General features: G+C 70.0%; 21 protein-coding genes. 10 read left to right on the forward strand and 11 right to left on the reverse strand.

From position 1 onward, the window contains the following. Positions 1-180 precede the first annotated feature (180 nt). The 3 genes from ubiA to FBZ89_RS10780 are packed head-to-tail and all read left to right on the forward strand — an operon-like array spanning position 181 to position 3350. Positions 181-1113 carry a 4-hydroxybenzoate octaprenyltransferase gene (gene ubiA, locus FBZ89_RS10770; protein ID WP_145749979.1) on the forward strand — a complete coding sequence of 311 codons (933 nt, stop codon included), beginning with the start codon at positions 181-183 and terminating at the stop codon, positions 1111-1113. After that, complete coding sequence (locus FBZ89_RS10775) at positions 1110-1763, forward strand: class I SAM-dependent methyltransferase (protein WP_145749980.1); 654 nt, start codon at positions 1110-1112, stop codon at positions 1761-1763. The genes ubiA and FBZ89_RS10775 overlap by 4 nt, the downstream gene beginning before the upstream one ends. A gap of 57 nt (positions 1764-1820) precedes the next feature. After that, positions 1821-3350 carry a UbiD family decarboxylase gene (locus FBZ89_RS10780; protein ID WP_145749981.1) on the forward strand — a complete coding sequence of 510 codons (1530 nt, stop codon included), beginning with the start codon at positions 1821-1823 and terminating at the stop codon, positions 3348-3350. 14 nt (positions 3351-3364) lie between these two features. On the opposite strand, the gene FBZ89_RS10785 is transcribed toward FBZ89_RS10780, so the two are convergent. The 4 genes from FBZ89_RS10785 to FBZ89_RS10800 all read right to left on the reverse strand — a co-directional run bounded on the left by FBZ89_RS10785 (position 3365) and on the right by FBZ89_RS10800 (position 5642). Then, complete coding sequence (locus FBZ89_RS10785; protein WP_145749982.1) at positions 3365-3544, reverse strand: hypothetical protein; 180 nt, start codon at positions 3542-3544, stop codon at positions 3365-3367. 20 nt (positions 3545-3564) lie between these two features. Further along, positions 3565-3876, reverse strand: coding sequence for a plasmid mobilization protein (locus tag FBZ89_RS10790; protein WP_145749983.1), 312 nt, complete (start codon positions 3874-3876; stop codon positions 3565-3567). 61 nt (positions 3877-3937) lie between these two features. Next, complete coding sequence (locus FBZ89_RS10795) at positions 3938-4681, reverse strand: copper homeostasis protein CutC (protein WP_145749984.1); 744 nt, start codon at positions 4679-4681, stop codon at positions 3938-3940. Positions 4682-4727: 46 nt separating this feature from the next. After that, positions 4728-5642 (reverse strand): ROK family protein, encoded by a 915-nt coding sequence (locus FBZ89_RS10800; RefSeq protein ID WP_145749985.1) that lies wholly within the window; start codon positions 5640-5642, stop codon positions 4728-4730. Between the two features lie 86 nt (positions 5643-5728). Here FBZ89_RS10800 and FBZ89_RS10805 point away from each other — a divergent pair, with 86 nt between their 5' ends. Further along, a complete protein-coding gene (locus tag FBZ89_RS10805; RefSeq protein ID WP_145749986.1) occupies positions 5729-6739 on the forward strand; it encodes a LacI family DNA-binding transcriptional regulator in 1011 nt (336 codons plus the stop codon). A gap of 4 nt (positions 6740-6743) precedes the next feature. On the opposite strand, the gene FBZ89_RS10810 is transcribed toward FBZ89_RS10805, so the two are convergent. From FBZ89_RS10810 to FBZ89_RS10830, 5 genes are read right to left on the reverse strand one after another with little or no spacing between them, the layout of a single operon-like run. Next, positions 6744-7523 carry a transporter substrate-binding domain-containing protein gene (locus tag FBZ89_RS10810; protein ID WP_145749987.1) on the reverse strand — a complete coding sequence of 260 codons (780 nt, stop codon included), beginning with the start codon at positions 7521-7523 and terminating at the stop codon, positions 6744-6746. Positions 7524-7532: 9 nt separating this feature from the next. After that, positions 7533-8450: a glycosylasparaginase gene (locus FBZ89_RS10815; RefSeq protein WP_145749988.1), complete on the reverse strand. Its 918-nt coding sequence runs from the start codon at positions 8448-8450 to the stop codon at positions 7533-7535. Beyond that, positions 8447-9220, reverse strand: coding sequence for an amino acid ABC transporter ATP-binding protein (locus FBZ89_RS10820; RefSeq protein WP_145749989.1), 774 nt, complete (start codon positions 9218-9220; stop codon positions 8447-8449). Before FBZ89_RS10820 ends, FBZ89_RS10815 begins: the two co-directional genes overlap by 4 nt. Positions 9221-9238: 18 nt before the next feature. Continuing rightward, positions 9239-9910, reverse strand: a complete 672-nt coding sequence (locus tag FBZ89_RS10825; protein WP_145749990.1) for an amino acid ABC transporter permease — start codon at positions 9908-9910, stop codon at positions 9239-9241. Continuing rightward, entirely contained in the window at positions 9910-10617 is a 708-nt protein-coding gene (locus FBZ89_RS10830; RefSeq protein WP_145749991.1) for an amino acid ABC transporter permease, read from the reverse strand. Before FBZ89_RS10830 ends, FBZ89_RS10825 begins: the two co-directional genes overlap by 1 nt. 543 nt (positions 10618-11160) lie before the next feature. Here FBZ89_RS10830 and FBZ89_RS10835 point away from each other — a divergent pair. Then, positions 11161-12513: a TldD/PmbA family protein gene (locus FBZ89_RS10835; RefSeq protein ID WP_145749992.1), complete on the forward strand. Its 1353-nt coding sequence runs from the start codon at positions 11161-11163 to the stop codon at positions 12511-12513. 79 nt (positions 12514-12592) lie between these two features. Further along, positions 12593-13600: an alpha/beta hydrolase gene (locus FBZ89_RS10840; protein ID WP_211115188.1), complete on the forward strand. Its 1008-nt coding sequence runs from the start codon at positions 12593-12595 to the stop codon at positions 13598-13600. A gap of 170 nt (positions 13601-13770) precedes the next feature. On the opposite strand, the gene FBZ89_RS31915 is transcribed toward FBZ89_RS10840, so the two are convergent. Next, the gene (locus FBZ89_RS31915) at positions 13771-14496 is read right to left on the reverse strand and encodes an RT0821/Lpp0805 family surface protein (RefSeq protein WP_145749993.1); all 726 of its coding nucleotides are present in this window, start codon (positions 14494-14496) and stop codon (positions 13771-13773) included. Positions 14497-14688: 192 nt separating this feature from the next. Next, positions 14689-16920 (reverse strand): primosomal protein N', encoded by a 2232-nt coding sequence (locus tag FBZ89_RS10850; protein ID WP_145749994.1) that lies wholly within the window; start codon positions 16918-16920, stop codon positions 14689-14691. Positions 16921-17125: 205 nt separating this feature from the next. Between FBZ89_RS10850 and fsa the strand changes: the two genes are divergently transcribed. The 4 genes from fsa to FBZ89_RS10870 all read left to right on the forward strand — a co-directional run bounded on the left by fsa (position 17126) and on the right by FBZ89_RS10870 (position 20524). After that, positions 17126-17806, forward strand: coding sequence for a fructose-6-phosphate aldolase (gene fsa / locus FBZ89_RS10855; protein ID WP_145749995.1), 681 nt, complete (start codon positions 17126-17128; stop codon positions 17804-17806). Between the two features lie 128 nt (positions 17807-17934). Then, positions 17935-18642 carry a DUF484 family protein gene (locus tag FBZ89_RS10860; protein ID WP_145749996.1) on the forward strand — a complete coding sequence of 236 codons (708 nt, stop codon included), beginning with the start codon at positions 17935-17937 and terminating at the stop codon, positions 18640-18642. Positions 18643-18646: 4 nt separating this feature from the next. Continuing rightward, a complete protein-coding gene (locus tag FBZ89_RS10865; protein ID WP_145749997.1) occupies positions 18647-19606 on the forward strand; it encodes a tyrosine recombinase XerC in 960 nt (319 codons plus the stop codon). 27 nt (positions 19607-19633) lie between these two features. Continuing rightward, positions 19634-20524 (forward strand): DUF2167 domain-containing protein, encoded by an 891-nt coding sequence (locus FBZ89_RS10870; RefSeq protein WP_145749998.1) that lies wholly within the window; start codon positions 19634-19636, stop codon positions 20522-20524. Positions 20525-20574 lie beyond the last annotated feature (50 nt).

The following is a 20574-nucleotide window of genomic DNA, read 5'->3' on the forward strand; positions in this document are numbered from 1 at the left end:
AAGGAGGCGGAACGGGAGAGGTCTAGATGCGGAACAATCATTCCTTTGTCCATTCTACCATTGAACACTCGAGCATTTTTCAAGGGTCAGCCCGTCCGCCCGAAGGGTAACCGGCCGCCCTTTCTTGACGGCCGGGTTCCCGCTAAGGTCCCTGCAAACACCCGAACAAGGCTTCCCCGCATGCCCAGCGAGACCCTAGGCGCCGGCCATACCGACATCCGCCACGGCGACTGGATCGACCGGTATTTGCCGCCCCGCGCCCGTCCCTACGCCCGGCTGGCGCGGCTGGACCGGCCCATCGGCACCTGGCTGCTGCTGCTGCCGGGGCTGTGGTCCATCGCCCTGGCGGCGGAACCCGGCCACCTGCCCAGGCTGTGGCTCATGCTGCTGTTCGCCGTGGGCTCCGTCGTCATGCGTGGCGCCGGCTGCACCATCAACGATATCATCGACCGCAAGTTCGACGCCCTGGTGGAACGCACCCGCGTGCGCCCCATCCCCAGCGGCGCCGTCAGCGTACCCCAGGCCATCGCCTTCCTGATCGCCCAGTGCCTGGTGGGCTTGGCCGTGCTGGTGCAGATGAACCGGGCCACCATCGTCATGGGCGCCGCCTCGCTGGTGCTGGTGGCCGCATATCCCCTGATGAAGCGCATCACCTGGTGGCCGCAGGCCTTCTTGGGGCTCACCTTCAACTGGGGCGCGCTGCTGGGCTGGGTGGCGGTGCGGGGCGACCTCGCCTGGCCGCCCGTGCTGCTCTACGCCGGCGGCATCCTGTGGACCCTGGGCTACGACACCATCTACGCCCACCAGGACCGGGAGGACGACGTGAAGGTGGGCGTGAAGTCCACCGCCCTGCGCTTAGGCGCCGCCTCCAAGCGCTGGATCCTGGGCTTCTATGTCGGCGCCACCCTGCTGTGGGCCCTGGCCCTGCTGGCGGCCGGCATCCACCCCGCAGCCTATCTGGGCGTGGTCCTGACCGGCGGCATGCTGCTGCGCCAGGCCTGGCAGTGGCGCCCCGAGGACCCGGCCGACAGCCTGGCCGCCTTCCGTGCCGCCCGCGTCGCCGGCTGGGTGTTCCTGGCCAGCATCATCCTGGGCATGGCGGCCGCGTCTTGAGCGATATCGATCGCGCCGCTTTCATTCGCGCCAACACCGCCCCCGAGGCGCCGGCCCTGGTGCCGGAACTGACGCTGCTGACCGCCAGCGAGATCACGCCCCTGTGGCAGGCGACGGAAGCGACGCTGGCGGCCAAGGATCTGCCGCCGCCCTTCTGGGCCTTCCCCTGGGCCGGCGGCCAAGCCGTCGCCCGCCATGTGCTGGACCATCCGGAGCTGGTGCGCGGCGCCCGCGTTCTGGACTTCGCCGCCGGAAGCGGGCTGATCGCCATCGCCGCCGCCAAGGCGGGCGCGGCTTCCGTCCAGGCAGTGGAGATCGACGCCTACGCCATCGCCGCCATAGGCCTCAACGCCCGGCTGAACGGCGTGGCGGTGACGGCGGTGGAGCGTGACGTGGTGGGCCAGCCCCTGACGGACATCGACGTCGTGCTGGTGGGCGACGTCTGTTACGAGAAGCCGATGGCGGCGCGGGTCATGGCCTGGCTGCGCGCCCTGGCCGGCGATGGGCTGGTGATCCTGATGGGGGATCCCGGCCGTACATACCTGCCGAAGGACGGGCTGGTTCCCCTAGCCACGTACCGCGTGCCGACGACGCTGGAGCTGGAGGACCGCACCCATCGCGACAGCGTCGTCTGGCGGGTGGAGGCTTGACCTCACCGGGCCGCATCCGCTCCTTTACCGCCTGACTTCCCACCCTGGATATTTCCCATGCCCTACGCCTCCCTGCGTGAGTTCATCGACCGGCTGGAACAGTCGGGCCGCCTGGTCCGGGTCAAGACCCCGGTGTCCACCGTGCTGGAGATGACCGAGATCCAGACCCGCCTGCTGGCCGAGGGCGGCCCCGCCGTGATCTTCGAGAACGTCATCAAGGCGGATGGCACCCGGTCAGAGATGCCGGTGCTGGTCAACCTGTTCGGCACGGTGGAGCGGGTGGCCTGGGGCATGGACCGGGAGCCGCATGAGCTGCGCGAGGTGGGGGAGACGCTGGCCTTCCTGAAGCAGCCTGAGCCGCCGCGCGGCCTGCGCGACGCGTGGGAGATGCTGCCCCTGGTGAAGACCGTGATGGCCATGCGCCCGCGCACGGTGGGCAGCGCCCCTTGCCAGGAGGTGGTGCTGACCGGCGACCAGATCGACTTGGGATCCCTGCCCATCCAGGGCTGCTGGCCCGGCGAGCCGGCGCCGCTGATCACTTGGCCGCTGGTGGTGACGCAGGGGCCCACCGCCAACGACAAGGACGGCCTGGCGGAGGACCGCTTCAACCTGGGCATCTACCGCATGCAGGTGCTGGGCCGCGACCGCACCATCATGCGCTGGCTGAAGCATCGCGGCGGGGCCCAGCACCATCACCGCTGGAAGGCCGCCGGCAAGCGCGAGCCCCTACCCGCCGCGGTGGTGCTGGGCGCCGACCCCGGCACCATCCTGGCCGCCGTGACCCCGGTGCCGGAGACGCTGTCGGAGTACCAGTTCGCCGGCATGCTGCGCGGCAAGAAGGTGGACCTGGTCGACTGCAAGACCGTGCCGCTGAAGGTCCCGGCCCAGGCCGAGATCGTCCTGGAGGGCTATGTCTCGCTGGACGAGTACGCGGACGAGGGCCCCTACGGCGACCACACCGGCTATTACAACTCGGTGGAAAAGTTCCCCGTCTTCCAGGTCACGGCCATCACCATGCGCCGCGACCCCATCTATCTCTCCACCTTCACCGGCCGGCCGCCGGATGAACCCTCGGTGCTGGGGGAATCCCTGAACGAGGTCTTCATCCCCCTGCTGCGCCAGCAGTTCCCGGAAATCATCGATTTCTGGCTGCCGCCGGAGGGTTGTTCCTACCGCATCGCCGTCGTCTCGATGCGCAAGGCCTACCCGGGCCACGCCAAGCGGGTGATGATGGGCGTGTGGTCCTTCCTGCGGCAGTTCATGTACACCAAGTGGGTGATCGTCGTGGACGACGACATCAACGCGCGCGACTGGAAGGACGTGATGTGGGCCGTGTCCACCCGCATGGACCCGGCGCGCGACATCACCGTCATCGAGGGCACGCCCATCGACTACCTGGACTTCGCCAGTCCCGACTCGGGCCTGGGTGGCAAGGTCGGCCTGGACGCCACCAACAAGCTGCCCCCCGAAACCCACCGCGAATGGGGCGAGAAGATCGCCATGGACCAGGGCGTGGTGGAGGAGGTCAGCCGCAAATGGGCCAGCTACGGCCTGCCGGGCAGTGGCAAGCCGATCTGGCGGAAGTGAGCGCGCGACGACGCTTAGTCGCCACCTGAACCGCCACCAGCGCCGTGGTCGCTTTCCGGCTGGCGGCTGATGCGCAGAGTGGCGCCATCAGGCCGGGCGATTTCGACGATGGTTTCAAGACGGGTGAGGCGACGCTCATGATCGGCGATCGCCTTGGTCGTTTCCCGGCGCAGGTCGGCAACGGTACCGTCCAACCGCTGCACCCGCTCCTCGATCAGGACAACGGTGCGTAGCCCACCGAGGATCTTTTCGCCGAAACTCGTGAGGGGCGGCGCTCCCGCACATCTTCAATCGCCGCCTCCGCCTCGACGATGGAGCGGTCCAGACGGGCCAGGATGCGGGGAGCGGCGTCCGCCAAGGTGGCGAGCAGCGCCTCGATCTCCTCGCGATTCTCCGCCAGGTCGTCTTCGGCGACCCGCCGGCGCACGAATTCGGACGTGGAGACGCCCAGCCGCTTGGCCTGGGCGGTGAGCCGGCGCTTTTCCGTCGGCGTCATCTGGACCACCAATCGGGCCGTGGCAGCCATCGCCATCCTCCTCATGTCCATGGACATGATCGCACCCGGAGCCGGGAAGGACAAGGCGCCGTCAATAGATATCCCGGATCGCCGCCGCCAGCCACATGACCGTCGCCGCGTCCGTCTCCCGCGCGCCGGGCTGGACGAAGCCGAAGTGCAGCAGGTGCTGGTCCACCACCGCCGGGGCCATGCCGCAGGAGGCATGGACCTCGGTGACGCCGGTCTGGCGGATAAGATCGACGGCGTTGTCGGGGGTGACGCCGCTGCCGGCCATGATGCTGATGCGGCCCCGGGCATGCTCCACCAGTTCGGCGATGGTCTCCGCCCCCTCCACCGCCGTGCGGGCGCAGCCGGAGGTCAGCACGCGTTCGAAGCCCAGGTCGATGGCGATGTCCAGCGCCTCGATGGGGTCGGGGGTCAGGTCGATGGCGCGATGCAGGGTCAGGCCCAGGCCGCCGGCACGGTCCACCAGGATGGATAGGGCGGCCGCGTCCAGCTCGCCATTGGGCAGGCTGGCGCCCAGCACCACCCCGGGCAGGCCCAGGGCCCGCACCGTGTCGATGTCATCGCCCATGACGTCCAGGTCGGTGGGGCCATAGACGAAGTCGCCCGGCCGGGGACGGATCATGGCGTAGGCGGGCCGCCCGCAGGCCGCCGCCAGCGCCATCAGGCCGCGCGACGGCGTCAGGCCACCCACCACCAGGGCGGCGCACAGTTCCAGCCGGTCGGCCCCCCCCTTGATGGCGGCGGCCACCCCCGCCGGGCTGTCCACGCACACCTCAAGCCGCACGCGATTCGTTTCCGCCCAGGTCATGCCGCAGTCCCCCTCAAGCCTTGTTCCGCTACCGGTTCCGTTCCAATCATCGGGCGGCCCACCGGGCACCCAGGATGGCCGCCCCCACCATGCCAGCCGCCCCGCCCAACGCCGTGGGCACCAGCAGCGGCCCCCCGGTGCGGCGCAGGATACGGGCCCGCACCGCCCGGTCCAACGCCGAAACGAGGGCGGCGTCGGATGACAGCCCGCCGCCCACCGGCACCAGGCCGGGGCCGACGGCGTTCACCACCACCGCCAGCGGATCGGCCACCAGGTCGACATAGATATCCAGGGTGCGCGTCGCGTCGCGGTCGCCGGCATGCCACGCCGCCGTCAGCGCCTGGCTGTCCAGCCGCACGCCGTGCAGGGCGTGGTGCAAGCGCTCCAGCCCCCGGGCGCCGCCAATGGTATCGACGCAGCCCGCCTGGCCGCAGCCGCAGGGAAGACGGGCCAGGGTGACGCTGGGATCGCCCGCCACCTGCTTCACCACCGGCCCATGGCCCCATTCCCCGGCCCCCGGCACCAGGCGGCCGTCCACCACCAGGCCGCCGCCCACGCCCGTGCCCAGGATGATGCCGAAGACCACGCCCTGGCCGCGCGCCGCCCCCACCGTCGCCTCCGCCAGGACGAAGCAGGCGGCGTCGTTGCCCACCACCACCGGCCGGCCCAGCGCGGCGCTCAGGTCGGCCACCAGGGGCGTGCCCGTCAGGCAGGGGATGTTGGCGCAACTGGCCAGCCCCGTCGCGGGATCGATATCACCGGCCAGCGCCAGGGCCACCGGCGCGTCCTTGGGTCCGGGCGCCTGGGCGATAAGGCCGGCCAGCGCCTGGACAAAGGCGGCGCGGTCCCGGGCCGGTGTGGGCACCCGCCCGACACGGGCCAGCGCCCCTGTGACCGCGACATCTGTACTGGCTGTCCCCAGGGAAATGTATGACCCGCCGATATCGAAACAGTATATCAAGATTGAAATCTTCTTTCGTTAATGCGCCCGGTTTTAAAGATATCGGCCGCGTTACCGACGTTGGGAAAGATATGGGGAGTGCTGGGATGGATGGGACCGGGACCGACAAGCTGTGCGCGCCCCTTCCGGCCAACCCCACCATCAGCGACGTGGCCGAACGGGCCGGCGTGTCGCGGGCGGTGGCGTCCCGGGCGCTGTCCGACGAACAGCGGCCCGTCTCGGCGGAGAAAAAGGCGCGCGTGCTGCAAGCGGCGCAGGAGCTGGGATTCCGCCCCAACCTGCTGGCCCGCAGCCTGACCACCAAAAGCGTCAACTTGGTGGCCGTCGTCGTCAACCACATCCATGACCTGAGCGACCTGGATCTGTTCGATCCCCTGCTGGCCGCCGTGCAGAACATAGGCAAGCAGGTGATTTTCATCCGGGTGGGCTCCAGCGACCGGGTGGAGTCCTTCCTGCGCACCGGCGTCGCCTATCACGTCGACGCCGCCATCGTCTTTTCCGATTTCGCCGACGCCGCCACCGCCCGCACGCTGTTCCGCAGCGACCAGGTGCTGATGCTGAACGGCCGGCGCGATGACGACTCCCCCGCCGTCATCCCGGATGAGCGGGTGGGCATCACCGAGGCCGTGACCCACGCGGCGCGCCAGGGGGTGAGGAGCGCCGCCCTGGTGACGGGCCGCCTCACGTCCGTTCTGGAGCAGGCGCGCATCCGTTTGTACCAGGATGCCCTGGCGGCCCGGGGCATCCGGCTGACGGCCAGCCTGCAGGGCGACTATTCCTATGCCAGCGGCCACAAGGCGGGGGAGGAACTGGCGCTTACCCCCCGGCCGGACGCCATCTTCTGCACCTCCGACGCCATGGCCATGGGCGTGCTGGACCGCCTGCGGGCGGACTTCCCCCAGGGCCGCGCCACCACCACCCGCCTGTACGGCTTCGACAACCTGTCGCTGACGGATTTCGACGCCTATCCCATTTCCTCCATCGGCTATGACAAGCAGGCCTATGTGGCGGCGGTCATCGCCGTGCTGACCGGTGCGGCCACCGGCCCCTGGCCCCTGACCCTGCCCACGCGCTTCCATCCCCGGCTGACCGGCTAATCGGCTAGTCGGCCGACAGCGCCGGAACGGCCGCGTCCCGGCCCCACCATTTGCGGTAGTTCGCCTCATACGCCCCGGACCTGATGTAGTCGGCGACGAAGCCGTTCAGCCAACGCAGGAATTCCGGATCGCCCTGGGCCAGGCCGATGGCGATGGGCGCGTTGGAGTAAAGGTCGGGCAGTATCTTCAAGCTGGGATAGACGCTGGCCAGATAGTCCATCATGGATGAATCCTCGATGCCGGCGTCCACCCGCCGCTGCACCAGCAGCAGCACACCATCGGGCGCGAAGGTATCGGTGTGGACCAGCTTCGCCCCCGGCACCGCCTGGCGCAGGAAGGCCTCCCCCGTCGTGCTGCGGCCCACCACCACCCTCTTGCCCGCCAGATCCGACAACTGGTCGATGCCGGCGCTTTTCTGGACGATGACGCGCAGGCCCGCGCGGTTGTAGGGGATGGTGAAGGCGATGGTCTTGGCGCGTTCCGCCGTGGCCGTCAGATTGGCCACCGCCACATCGATCTGGCCCGACACCAGCATGCTGACCCGGGCGTCGCCGGAGACGTCGGTGTATTCCACCCGCACCCCCAGCTTGTCCGCCAGGCGCTTGGCCACGTCGACGTCATAGCCGGCGGGCGCGTTGCGGTCGTCGCGGAAGCCCACGGGTTCCCCACCCAGCGACACCCCCACGCGCAGCACGCCGCGCTGGCGGATATCCTCCAGCTCGCCGGCCCAGGCGGGCGTCACGAGCAGGAAGGCGGCGAGCATGGGCAACAGCTGACGCAGCATGAGAATTCCTTAAACCGTGCGGGCGGTGCGTTCCTCAGGGGCGGACAGCGACGGATCCCAATACCAGTAGCGGATGGCGGGGCCGCAGCGAAAGCTGACCACCTCATGGTTGCCGTGGGCGTCCAGCGCGTGGATGACCACGCCGGCCAGAAAGCCCTCGCGCAGTTCCGCCAGGTCCGCCACCGCCAGGTCCACCGCCTCACGCAGGGATTTGCCCATTTGCAAGGCCAGGACGATGGCGCGGGCGGTACCGCAGCGCACCGTCATCTCCCCCGTATGGGTGCAGGCGGCGGCGCCAAAGCGGCTATCGGCGTAGAAACCGGCACCGGCGATGGGCGAATCGCCCAGACGGCCGGGATACTTCCACGCCCAGCCCGAGGTGCTGGTGGCCGCGTGCAGATCGCCGCCCGCATCCCGGCCCAGGAAGACCGTGGTGTCGCGCACCCGCTCGGGATCGGTGATGGCGCGGCTGAGCGGCGCCAGCGGGATGTTGGGGAAGGCGGCGAGGTCGCCGGGCGGCAGCTCCTTCTCCAGCCGCTCCCACCACACCCGGCGCGACTCCTCCAGCAGCGTCGGTTCCACGTCGAACCCACACTCCAGGGCGAAGCGGCGGGCCCCCTCGCCGGTCAGCAGGGTGTGCGGCAGGCGGCGCATGACCTGCAGGGCCACCGCACTGGCCGGGATGACATCGCGCAGCGCCCCGACGGCACCCACCTGGCGGGTGCCGCCATCCATGACGCCGGCGTCGAATTCCATCTCGCCCAGCATGTTGGGCCATCCGCCGTAGCCGACGCTGCGCACCGTCGCCTCACGTTCCACCCGCGCGATGCCGGCCACCAGGGGGTCGGGCCCCCGCTCCCCCGCCCTCAGGCGATCGACGGTGGTCTGGAACCCGGGCCAGGCCTCGGAATTTGCGATCAAAATCATGCGAGAATCTCGGAAACGGGGGCGCCGGCCACTGTGCTTGACGGCGCCATCTTGGACAGGAATTGACGGATGCGCGGATGGGCCAGGCCCCCGTCCGCGGCGAAAAACTGGTCTGTGGGCAGATCGACGATCAGGCGCCCCTGGTCCAGGAAGACGATGCGGGTGGAGATGCGCCGGGCGAACTCCACCTCATGCGTCACGAACAGCATGGTGGTTCCTTGCGTGGCGAGCCGGGCCAGGATGGCCAGCACCTCGGCCGTCATCTCCGGATCGAGCGCGCTGGTCACCTCATCCAGCAGCAGGTAGCGCGGGTTCATGGCCAGCGCCCGGCAGATGCCCACGCGCTGGCGCTGCCCGCCCGACAGCTGGCCCGGATAGGAGTCGGCCTTGCCCGCCAGCCCCACGCTGGCCAACAGGGCGCGGGCCTGCGCCTCCACCTCATTCTTGGGGCGCCTCAGCACCAGTTCCGGCGCCAGTGTGATGTTCCGCAGCACCGTCATGTGGGGGTAGAGGTTGAACAGCTGGAACACGGTGGCCGACAGGCGGCGCGCCTGGGCCAGCTGGCGCGGATCGGCCACGTCCAGCCCATCCACGGTGACGCGGCCGCCGTCCAGCGTCTCCAGCCCGTTGATGCAGCGGATCAGCGTGCTTTTGCCCGACCCGCTGGACCCCAGGATGGTCACCACCTCCCCCGGCGCCACCGTCAGGCTGACCCCGCCCAGCACCGTGTGGGCGCCAAAGCGCTTGACCACGCCCTCCACCGCTATCATCCAGCCCTCTCCCCCACCCTAAAGGCCCAGCGGGGCGGCATGGGCGCGCAGCCGCCGCTCCCAGCGATTGCCCAGCAGCGTCAACGTCTTGGCCGCAGCGAAATACAGCACGCCCACCATGGCCCACACGGCGAAGGGACGCAGGGTGCGCAGGTTCAGGATGTCGCCGGCCTTGGTCAGGTCGACCACCCCGATGACGGAAACCAGGGAGGTCACCTGCAGCTGGTTGACCGCCAGGCCCACCAGCGGCGCGACCGCGAAGGTGAGCGCCTGGGGTCCCAGGATATGGCGCACCAGTTGGATCCGGCTGAGGCCGAAGGCGCGCGCGGCCTCCACCTGGTCCCGCCCCACCGCGTCCAGACCGGCAACGGCGATGAAATAGACGAAGGCCGCCGTGTTGGCCGACAGGGTCAGGCCGGCGGCGAAGACGGGCGTCAGCGGCTGGTGGATCAAGGCCGGCACACCGAAGAAGACCAGGAACAATTGCACCAGCACGGGTGAATTGCGCAGCAGTTCCAGGCCGGTATGCAGCAGGGTACCCAGCGCCGGCACACGGAAGTGGCGCACCACGGCCGCGCCCGATCCCAGGATCAACCCGATGAGGAAGGTGCCGGCGAACAGGCCCAGGCTGACGCCCAAGCCCTGGGCCAGCAAGGCGCCGTCATGCCAGGTGAAGCCGGCGTGCCGCATCAGGCCGTCCCCTCCATCGCCCCGGGGGCCGCCCCGCGGGCCGCCCCGTTGTCCGCCATATGCCGGTTCAGGCGCCGGTGCAAGGCATCGATGCCCAGGGACACGGCGTAGGTCAGGCCGGCGTAGGCGGCCAGCAGGAAGGCGTAGACCTCGAACGGGCGATAGGTTTCCGACGCCACGCCCCGCGCCGTGCCCGTCACCTCATCCAACGTAATCATGGAGAGGATGGAGGAGCTGAGCACCAGGTTCACGAAGACGGAACCCAGGGGCCGGATGGCGGTGCGCAGGGCGATGGGCAGAACGATGCGGCGGATGATGGCGGGCCGGGACAGGCCGCCGACCTTCGCGGCCTCGACCACGCCTGGCTCGATCGCCAGGATGCCGCTGCGCACCACGTCGCTGCCATAGGCACCGCCCACCAGGCCGAGCGCCAGCACGCCGGTCCAGAAGGCGTCGATGTACACGCCCACCTCGGGCAGGCCGTAGAACAGGAAGAAGACCTGCACCACGAAAGGCACATTGCGGAAGACATCGACATACAGCCGCGCCAGCCGCCCCGCCCAGCCGCCCCCCACAGCCAGCACCCCCAGCGCGGTGGCCAGCGCGAAGGCCGCGGCGATGCCCAGCGCGCACACCCCCGCCGTCAGCAAGGCGCCCGCCAACAGCGTGTCCAGATGGGGTGTCAGCACCGTGAGGTCGAAGGGCAAGGGCGATCCCTGGTTTATGAAATCGGTTTCAGTTGTGGGGGCCTGTCACCCGCGCCGTGTCCATTATCATGGGGAATCCCTATCGCCGACACCAGAAAAGAAACAGGGCCGCGGGGTTGGCGCCCGGGCCCTGTAAGGTTGATGGACTACTTCCGGGAAGAAACCCGAAAGGTTGACCGAACGAACCGGGGCGGCAGATCCCCGTAGTAGTCCATTCGACCGACCGAATGCGTCAGGCGGGGCAGCCTTCGCGCATTGGCCTGGGGAACCTAGACCCGGTCGGTAACAAACGGATGTCACTTGTTGATAGGCTAAGAAACAAATCGTTGCAATTGTGCTTTCAGTTACCTTTCAGAAACATTTCTGGCTATGCGCTGGCTTTTCCCATCGCGCCAACGCCTTCACCCGCCAACGCCTTCATCCAAGGTCAGGCTTCCCCCGGGGGCCCGTCACCTGGCAAGCTGGCGTCGAATGCCCACATGTGGCCTTGCCCCTTTGGTTCGCCTTGGGGGACCGTGACCTAAGCCTGGAGCTTGCGCACCCATGCCCCCCCTGCCCCCCGACGCCACCGCCGCCGGCATCCTGGACGACCTGCTGACCCTGGCGCGCAGGGCCGGCGCGGATGCCGCCGACGCCCTGCTGGTGGACAGCGCCGCCATGTCCATGAGCCAGCGCCTGGGCAAGCCGGAGGAGGTGCAGCGCGCCGAATCGGGCGACCTGGGCTTGCGGGTATTCGTGGGCAAGCGCCAGGCCATCGTTTCCTCCACCGACCGAAGCCCGGCGCTGCTGAAGGAACTGGCGGAGCGGGCGGTGGCCATGGCCCGCCTGGTGCCGGAGGATGAGTTCTGCGGCCTGGCCGATCCCGATAGCCTGGCCCGCGATTGGCCGGACCTGGACCTGTGCGACCCGTCCGAACCGGTGGCCGAGGACCTGCTGGCCCAGATCGCGGAGCTGGAGGAGACGGCGCTGGCCGTACCCGGCGTCAGCAATTCCGAGGGGGCGGACGCCGGCTGGTCGCGCTCCACCGTTACGCTGGCCGCCAGCAACGGCTTTTCCGGCGGCTACAGCGTCAGCCGCCGCAGCCTGTCCGTCTCCGTCCTGGCCGGCAGCGGCATGGGCATGGAGCGGGACTACGACTATCATTCCGCCATCTATGCCGGCGACCTGGAGTCGCCCGTCATCATCGGCCGCCGCGCCGGTGAGCGGGTGGTGGCCCGCCTGAACCCGCGCAAGGTGGCGACCCAGGCCGTGCCGGTGGTGTTCGACCCGCGCGTGGCCGGCGGCCTGGTCAGCCACCTGACGGGCGCCATCTCCGGCGCCGCCATCGCGCGGGGCACCAGCTTCCTGAAGGATAAGATGGGCCAGGCGGTGTTCGCGCCCGGCATCACCATCGTCGAGGACCCGCACATCCGCCGGGGCCTGCGCTCCAAGCCTTTTGACGCGGAGGGGCAGGCCAACACCCGCCGCAACCTGATCGACGGCGGCGTGCTGACCACCTGGCTGATGGACTGCCGGTCCGCCCGCCAGCTGGGCCTGGCCTCCACCGGCCATGCCGCGCGCGGCACCGGCGGCCCGCCCGGCCCCAGCGCCACCAACGTCTACCTGGCGCCGGGCGAGGAAACGCCGGAGCAGCTGCTGGCCGACATCCGCCAGGGCTTCTACGTCACCTCGCTGATGGGCAGCGGCGTCAACGGCATCACCGGCGACTATAGCCGGGGCGCCTCGGGCTTCTGGATCGAGGACGGCAAGATCGCCTTCCCGGTGGCTGAGGTCACCATCGCCGGCAACCTGAAGGACATGTACCTGACCCTGCGGCCGGCCAACGATCTGGAATTCCGCCACGGCGTCGACAGCCCCACCCTGCGGGTGGAAGGCATGACGGTGGCCGGCACCTGACGCGGGCTGGCAATCTTGCGGCGCTCTCGGCTAAGTTACCGGTAACAGAAACGGAACAGCCTTGAGGGAGGCAGCCCCCATGACCTTCACCCTGAACCGCCGCGGCCTGGCCCTGGCCGCCATGGCCGGCGCCGTGCTGGCGCGATCCGCGAAGGCGGACGGCACGCCCGCCACCGACCTGGTGCGCCTCTCGCGCCAGCATCGCGACCCGGACGTGCTGCTGCCGCTGTGGCCCGGCACACCGCCGGGGGGCGAGGGCGTGACCGTGAAGGACGTGGTCATCGACCATGGGTCCGCGGGCGGCCCGCCCGACCGCTCGGCGGACGGCGTGGGCACACCCACCCTGGCCTTCTTCCGCAGCGCCAGCCCAGGACCGCGCGCCACCATCCTGGTCATCCCCGGCGGCGGCTACTCCAGCGTGTGGTTCGACAAGGAAGGCTATGAGATTGCCCGCTGGCTGAACGCCACCGGCCTGCACGCCGCCGTCCTGACCTATCGCCTGCCGGCGGAAGGTTGGAAGAACGGGGCGGACGTGCCGCTGCAGGATGCGCAGCGCGCCATGCGCCTGCTGCGCGCCAAGACCAAGGCCTGGGCGGTGGATGGCGGCCGCATCGGCATCATCGGCTTTTCCGCCGGTGGCCACCTGGCCGCCAGCCTGCTCACCCGCCATGACGCCGCCGTGTACACGCCCGTGGACGAGGCCGACAAGCTGCCGGCCGGCCCCCAGCTGGCCTGCCTGGCCTATCCCGTCATCTCGATGGACGAGTCGCTGACACATCCGGGGTCGCGTCAGCACCTGCTGGGCAATAGCCCATCGGCCGAGCAGGTAAGGGCCTATTCGCCGGATCAGATTGTGCGGACGGGCGCCTGCCCCACCTTCCTGTTCCACGCCGCCGATGACGACGCCGTGCCGGTGGGCAACAGCCTGGCCATGTTCCAGGCCCTGCGCCGCCAGAACGTGGCGACCGAGATGCACATCTTCGAATCCGGCGGCCACGGCTTCGCCATCCGCGACACGCCGGGCCGCCCCGCCGAACCGTGGCCCGACCTGTACCGCCGGTGGCTGACGCGGCATGGGTTCGCGTGAGGTTTCGTTCGCCCTCAGGCGCCGGGCGCGGCCATCCGGCCACTTGGCTTTCCTCGGCTTCCGGTCCGCTGACGCTCCCCGGAAACCTGCGGCGGCTGCGGTCGCAGCCTACAGCGGCATGAGGATGGACCTCATGCCGCTGATTGGTCCTGAACCAGCTTACGCCAACGTCAATTCACGATCTTCCACTGACCGTCCGGCTGGCGGCAGGCGGTGCCGGTGACGGTCTGCTTGCGGCCGCCCACCGTGGCCACGCTCTGGTATTCGCGGCAGTAGTTGTCAGCCGATTCCTGCCAGGTCTTGACCGGGGTCATCTGGTAGCGGGCGCCGTTGTCGGGGTTGTTCCAGACGATTTGCTGGCCATCCGGCGCCTTTTCCATGGCCTGGGCGAAGCAGCCCTCGTCACTCTGGTCCATGCTGTTGAAGGCGGCGTTGCCGGCCAGGGCGCCCAGCAGCACGCCGGCACCGGTCATGGCGGCCTTGCCGCCGCCGTGACCGAACTGCGAACCGGCCAGGCCGCCCAACAGGGCGCCCACCACCGTGCCCACGTTCAGCCCGACGGTGCCACGGTCGCAACGGCCTTCGTCGATGCCCACGTCGGCGGCGTAGAACTCACGATAATGCGGCGACCGCCGATCGACATAGCGGGGCGGCGGGCCCCGGCGGTCGTCGCGCCAATGGTCGTCCCCGCGATGGTCATCCCGCCAGCGGTCGTCATCCCGCCGGTCGTCGCCCCGCCGGTCATCCCCGTGGTGGTCGTCATGCCAATCCCGGTCCCGATAGCGATAGCCGGACGCCTCCGCCCAGGGCGGCGGGTCGGCCCAGGCCGGCAGGGTGGCGCCCAGGGCCACGACGGCGGTCGCGGCGGCGGCGATGAGACGGGAAGAGCGCTTCATGATGGCCCTCATTTCTTCCGATGCTTGGGTGACGGCAGGTCACCGATAGTGGTCGTACCAGCGACATTATGACGCCGATCGTGGCGACCATGCGGCAGCCCGCGGGGGCGCGTCATCTGTCCTTCTGGTGTAGCTGGCCGGTGTAGCTGGCTGGTGTAGCTGACCGGTATAGCCGGAAAGCCTGCCTTCCCCCTACATGAAGCTGTAGGGGTCCACGTCCACCTGCACCCGCACGGCCGCGGGGATGGGCACGGACCCCAGCCAGGACTGCAGCAGCGGCTGCACCGCCACCCCGCGCGCCGTCTTCAGCAGCAGGCGGCGGCGATGGCGGCCGCGCAGCAGGGCCAGGGGGGCGGGCGCCGGCCCCAGCACCTGCAGGTCGTCGCCCTGCGGCGCCGCGCGGGCCAGGTCGCGGGCCAGCTTGTCCACCTGGCGCTCATCCTCGCCAGAGATAATCAGGGCCGCCAGCCGGCCGTAGGGCGGCAGGTCCATGGCGCGGCGTTGGTCCGCCTCCGCCGCCAGGAAGGCGTCGCGGTCATGGGCGGCCAGCGCCTGCATCACCGGATGCTCCGGCATATGGGTTTGCAGGAAGACGCGGCCCGGGCGGCTCTCGCGGCCCGCGCGGCCGGCCACCTGGTACAGCATCTGGAAGGTGCGCTCCGCCGCGCGCAGGTCGCCACCCCCCAGCCCCAGGTCGCCATCCACCACCCCCACCAGGGTCAGCATGGGGAAATGGTGGCCCTTGGCCATCACCTGGGTGCCGATCAGGATATCGACCTTGTGGGCCCGCACCTCCTCGATCACCGTCTGGATGGCGTGCGGGCCGACCAGCGTGTCGCTGGTCATCAGCGCCACGCGCGCGTCGGGGAACAGCTGCGCCACCTCCTCCGCCACCCGCTCCACGCCCGGACCGCAGGCGACGAAGGAATGCTCCGCCTCGCATGAGGGGCAGGTTTCCGGCAGGCGGTCGGTGTAGCCGCAATGATGGCATTGCAGCCGGCGGCTGAGGCGATGCTCCACCAGCCAGGCGGTGCAGTTGGGGCATTGCAGGCGGAAGCCGCAGCTGCGGCACAGGGTCAGCGGCGCGTAGCCCCGGCGGTTCAGGAACAGCATGCCCTGCTCCCCCGCCGCCAGCGTCTCGGCCATCGCCTCCGTCAGGATGGGGGATAGCCAATGGCGCGCCGGCGGCCGGCTGTCTGGCCGGCGCAGGTCGATCAGGGTGACATCGGGCAAGCTGGCGCCGCCGTGGCGGGCCGGCAGGTCGATGCGGCCGTAGCGCCCCGTCTCCGCGTTGGTCAGCGTCTCCAAGGACGGCGTGGCGGAAACCAGCGCCACCGGGATGCCGCCGAGGAAGGCGCGCGCCACCGCCATGTCGCGGGCATGGTAGATGACGCCGTCCTCCTGCTTGAAGGCGGCCTCGTGCTCCTCATCCACCACGATCAGGCCCAGGTCGGGATAGGGCAGGAACAGGGCGGAGCGGGCGCCCACCACCACCGGCGCCTCGCCATTGGCGATGGCCCGCCAGGCGGCGCGACGGTGGGCGCCGGCGAGATCCGAATGCCATTCCACCGGCCGCACGCCGAATCGCCGGGCGAAGCGGTCCAGCCACTGGCTGGACAGGGCGATTTCCGGCAGCAGCACCAGAGCCTGGCGCCCCTGGCGCAGGCAGGCGGCGATGGCCTCGAAATAGACCTCGGTCTTGCCGGAACCGGTGACGCCATCGACCAGGGTGGCGGAATAGGCACGGGCGTCCACCGCCGCGCGCAAGGCGCCGGCCGCCGCCGCCTGGTCGGGCGACAGTTCCGGCCCGGCCATGTCCGCGTTGGGAATGGGCGGGCGCGGCTGGGCCCGCAGGGCCACGGGCGTCAGCAGGCCCGATTCGGCCAGGCCCCGGATGACGCCGATGCCGCAGGCGGCGTCGCGCGCCAGGTCGGCCGGGGTCCGCGGCGGCCCATCCTCCTCCATCAGTGCCAGCACGCGGCGGCGCGCGTCCGTCATCTTGAAGCCGGGCGGCGGCGATTCGCCGGAGGGCAGATAGGCCAGCAGCTGCTTGGGGTCCTCCAGCGCGGCCGAGACGCTGACCGCCATGCGCAGCACCGATCCGGGTGCTGACAGGGTATAGGCCGCGACCCAGTCGACAAAGCGCCGCGACACCTCGGGCATGGGTGGCAGGTCGAAACGGCGGATGACCGGCTTCAGGCGGTTGGCCGCCACGCCCGCGTCCCAATTATCCCCTGCCCCCTCCACGGCCCAGACCACGCCGAAGACGTGGCGCGGGCCCAGCGGCACCTCGACATAGGCGCCGGCCTCCAGCTCCATCCCGTCGGGCACGCGATAGTCATAGGGGCTGGCCAGGGGCAAGGGCAGCAGGACGCGCACCCGCCGCACCGCCGATTCCATGCCGCTTGCTGTCAACAGATCCATGGCCTTGCTGTTACCACCGGGCGCCCCCTGGGCGCCACTGTTCCCTATATGGTCCCATAGGGTGATGGCCGCCACCAAGCGCGCATGCCCCCCATCCCCCACCCCGCCATTTCTGCCCGTGCACCCGGGCGCCCCCTCCGCTAGAGTGCCGGCCAACCCGGGGGCGGGCCCCGGTCCTTGATCCAGATCCTGAGGGCGTTCCCCCATGAAGTTCTTCGTCGATACCGCCGACATCAACGACATTCGCGAGCTGGCCTCCACCGGTTTGCTGGACGGCGTCACCACCAACCCGTCGCTGGTCGCCAAGTCCGGTCACAGCAGCTTCATCGACCTGATCGCCGAGATCTGCGACGTGGTGAAGGGCCCCGTCAGCGCGGAAGTCGCCTCGACCGATTTCGAGACCATGCTGAAGGAAGGCAAGCACCTGTCCAAGATCGCCCCCAACGTGGCGGTGAAGGTGCCCTTGACCCCGGCCGGCCTGAAGGTCTGCCACCATCTGTCCCAGGAAGGCACCATGGTCAACGTGACCCTGTGCTTCTCCGCCGCGCAGGCCATCCTGGCCGCCAAGGCCGGCGCCACCTTCGTCTCCCCCTTCGTCGGCCGCCTGGACGACATGGGCCAGGACGGCCTGAGCCTGATCGAAGAGATCGTCACCATCTATGACAACTACCCGGACTTCACCACCGAGGTCCTGGTCGCGTCCATCCGCAATCCCATCCACGTCACCCAGTCGGCCAAGATGGGCGCCCACGTAGCCACCATGCCGCCCTCCGTCATCCGTCAGCTGTTCAGTCATGTGCTGACCGACAAGGGCCTGGCGCAGTTCGTTGCGGACTGGGCCAAGACCGGGCAGACTATCCTGGATCAGCCGCTGCCGACCCGCTGATCCCTGTCGCGTTCCAGCGGATGCCGAAGCCGGCCCGCCCAGCGATGGGCGGGCCGGTTGCGTTTCGGGACCATGGGACGCCGGATACCGGGGACGCCGGACGCCGGCCTGAAGGGAAGAACCAGCATATGGGCGGCAAGACACCGCACAGCGCCTTGGGCGATGCCCTGACCGCGGAGGATGTGGCGACATACCTGCGCGAGACCCCGGATTTCCTGCAGCAGCATCCCGACGTGGTCCACCACCTGATCCCGCCGCCCGAGAACCGGGGCAACGGGGTCGCCGACCTGCAGCACTTCATGCTGCTGAAGCTGCGGCGCGAGGTGGCCGACCTGACGGCCCAGCAGGAAGAGCTGATCGCCACCGCCCGCGCCAACATCAACAACCAGAACCGGGTGCATGCCGCCGCCCTGTTCCTGATGGATGCGGAAAGCTTCGAACAGCTGATTCAGACCATCACCACCGACCTGGCCGTCCTCCTGGACCTCGACCTGGCCTGCCTGGTGATGGAACAGCCGGAGGACAACCGCCTGGTCCTGCATGCCGAGCGTAGCGGCCTGCAGCTGGCCGAGACGGGCGCCATCAGCCAGTGGATGGGCAAGCGCGACATCATCCTGCGCGGCAACATCCAGGGCCTGGCCGACATCTACGGCCCCGCCGCCCCCATCGTGCGGTCCGAGGCGCTGGTCCGCCTGCAAATCACCCCCGACGCGCCGGCGGGCCTGCTGGCCTTCGCCTCGCGCGACGCCGACCTGTTCCATCCCGGCCAAGGCACCGAACTGCTGAGCTTCCTGGCCCGGGTGGTGGAGCGGTGTATCCGGGGTTGGCTAGGGTAACGCCATGACCAAGCCCCCCGCCCTGGGATATTCCTGCGCGCCCGATGTGGCGGCGGCGCTGGAAGACTGGCGGCGCTGGCTGACGTCGGAGAAGACGGCGTCACCCCACACGCTGCGCGCCTACCAGGGTGATGTCGCCGCCTTCCTGTCCTTCCTGACGGAGCATCTGGGCCGGGCGCCCAGCCTGAACGATTTGGGCGGGGCGAAGCTGGGCGACTTCCGTGCCTGGCTGGCCGCCCGCGCGGGTGACGGCGCCATCGCCGCCAGCCGGGCCCGCGCCGTGTCCGGCGTGCGCAACCTGTTCCGCTGGCTGGACCGCTCGGGCCGGCTGCACAACCCCGCCATCGGCCTGCTGAACGCGCCCAAGGTGAAGCGCCCCATCCCCCGCCCCCTGACGGTGGAGGACGCCGGCGTGCTGCTGGACGAAGCGGGCGGCATCCCCCAGGCGCCCTGGGTGGGCCTGCGCGACCGCGCCCTGTTCACCCTGCTGTACGGCTGCGGCCTGCGCATGGACGAGGCCCTGCGCCTGACCCGGGCCGAGGCGCCGCTGGCCAGCGACACCCTGCGGGTCACCGGCAAGGGATCGAAGCAGCGCGACGTGCCCGTCCTGCCGGCCGTACGCCAGGCGCTGGCCACCTATATCGAGGCCTGCCCCCATCCGCTGGCGCCCGACGGCCCCCTGTTCGTGGGCGTGCGCGGCGACCGGCTGAACGACAGGGTGGCGCGGCTGGCCATGCAGACCCTGCGGCAGCTGCTGGGCCTGCCCGACACCGCCACGCCGCATGCCCTGCGCCACAGCTTCGCCACCCATCTGCTGGGCGGCGGCGCCGACCTGCGCGCCATCCAGGACTTGCTGGGCCATGCCAGCCTGTCCACCACCCAGCGCTACACCGACGTGGATGCCGAGCAGCTGCTGTCGGTCTATGAGACGGCGCACCCCCGGGCGCGGCGCGCCCGCTCCTGACCATCCTATTCAGAGGGGATTGGCCCCATGCGGCTGATGAGATTGCTGGCCCCGTTGCTGTGCGCGGCACTTCTGGGCCTGACCCCGCCGGCCCGCGCCACGGATGAGACCCCGATCTCGCTGGCGGACAAGGCCGTCACCCTGACCCCCACCCCGGCCTTCCAGTACGTGGCCGGCGCCGACACCCAGGCCTTCCTCAGCCGGCACTGGCAGGGGCGCCCCCTGGCCGGCGGTGCCGGGCTGGGCCTGCTGGTGCCTGTGGGATCGGCCCCCGATCCCGCATGGCTGGTGGCCCTGAGCTATGACGGCAGCGGCCACGTCAGTGACCTGGATGCCGGCCGGCTGGACGCCGACGCCCTGCTGTCGGCGTTGAAATCCGCCGACAGTGCCGGATCGCGCCTGACGGGCTGGGCCCGGCCCCCCGTCTACGACGGCGCCAGCCACACGCTGATCTGGGCCACGCGGCGCCAAGCCGACGGCGGCGGCGTCGATGGGCTCGATTACCATGCCCGCCTGCTGGGACGGCGCGGCGTGCTGGGCCTGGACATCGCCGCCCGCATGAACGACCTGCCCGCCATCGAGAGCCAGATGCCGGCCCTGCTGTCCATGCTGCGCTTCACCCCCGGCAACGGCTACCGCGACTACGTGCCCATCGCCGACCAGTCCGTCACCCTGGGGCTCAGCGGCTTGGTCGCCGGCGACGCCCTGGTGAAGGGCGGCCTGTTGGATCATCTGTGGAACGGCATCCGCAGCCAGAATTTCATCTTCCTGGTGGCGGTGCTGATCGTGATGTTGGGGGCACCGCGCCTGCGCCGCCGCTGGGGCCCGAAGCCGCCGCCGGCAGCCAAGAAGGACGAGGCGCCGCCTGCTCCGCCGCCCCGGCCGCCATTCGATGGCCCCAAGGGGCCCTGGTCCTGAACAATGAGGCCCTGAATGCAAAACGGCGCCGGGTCACCCCGGCGCCGTTT

It is taken from the genome of Nitrospirillum amazonense (assembly GCF_007828045.1).
GTDB lineage: Bacteria > Pseudomonadota > Alphaproteobacteria > Azospirillales > Azospirillaceae > Nitrospirillum > Nitrospirillum amazonense_C.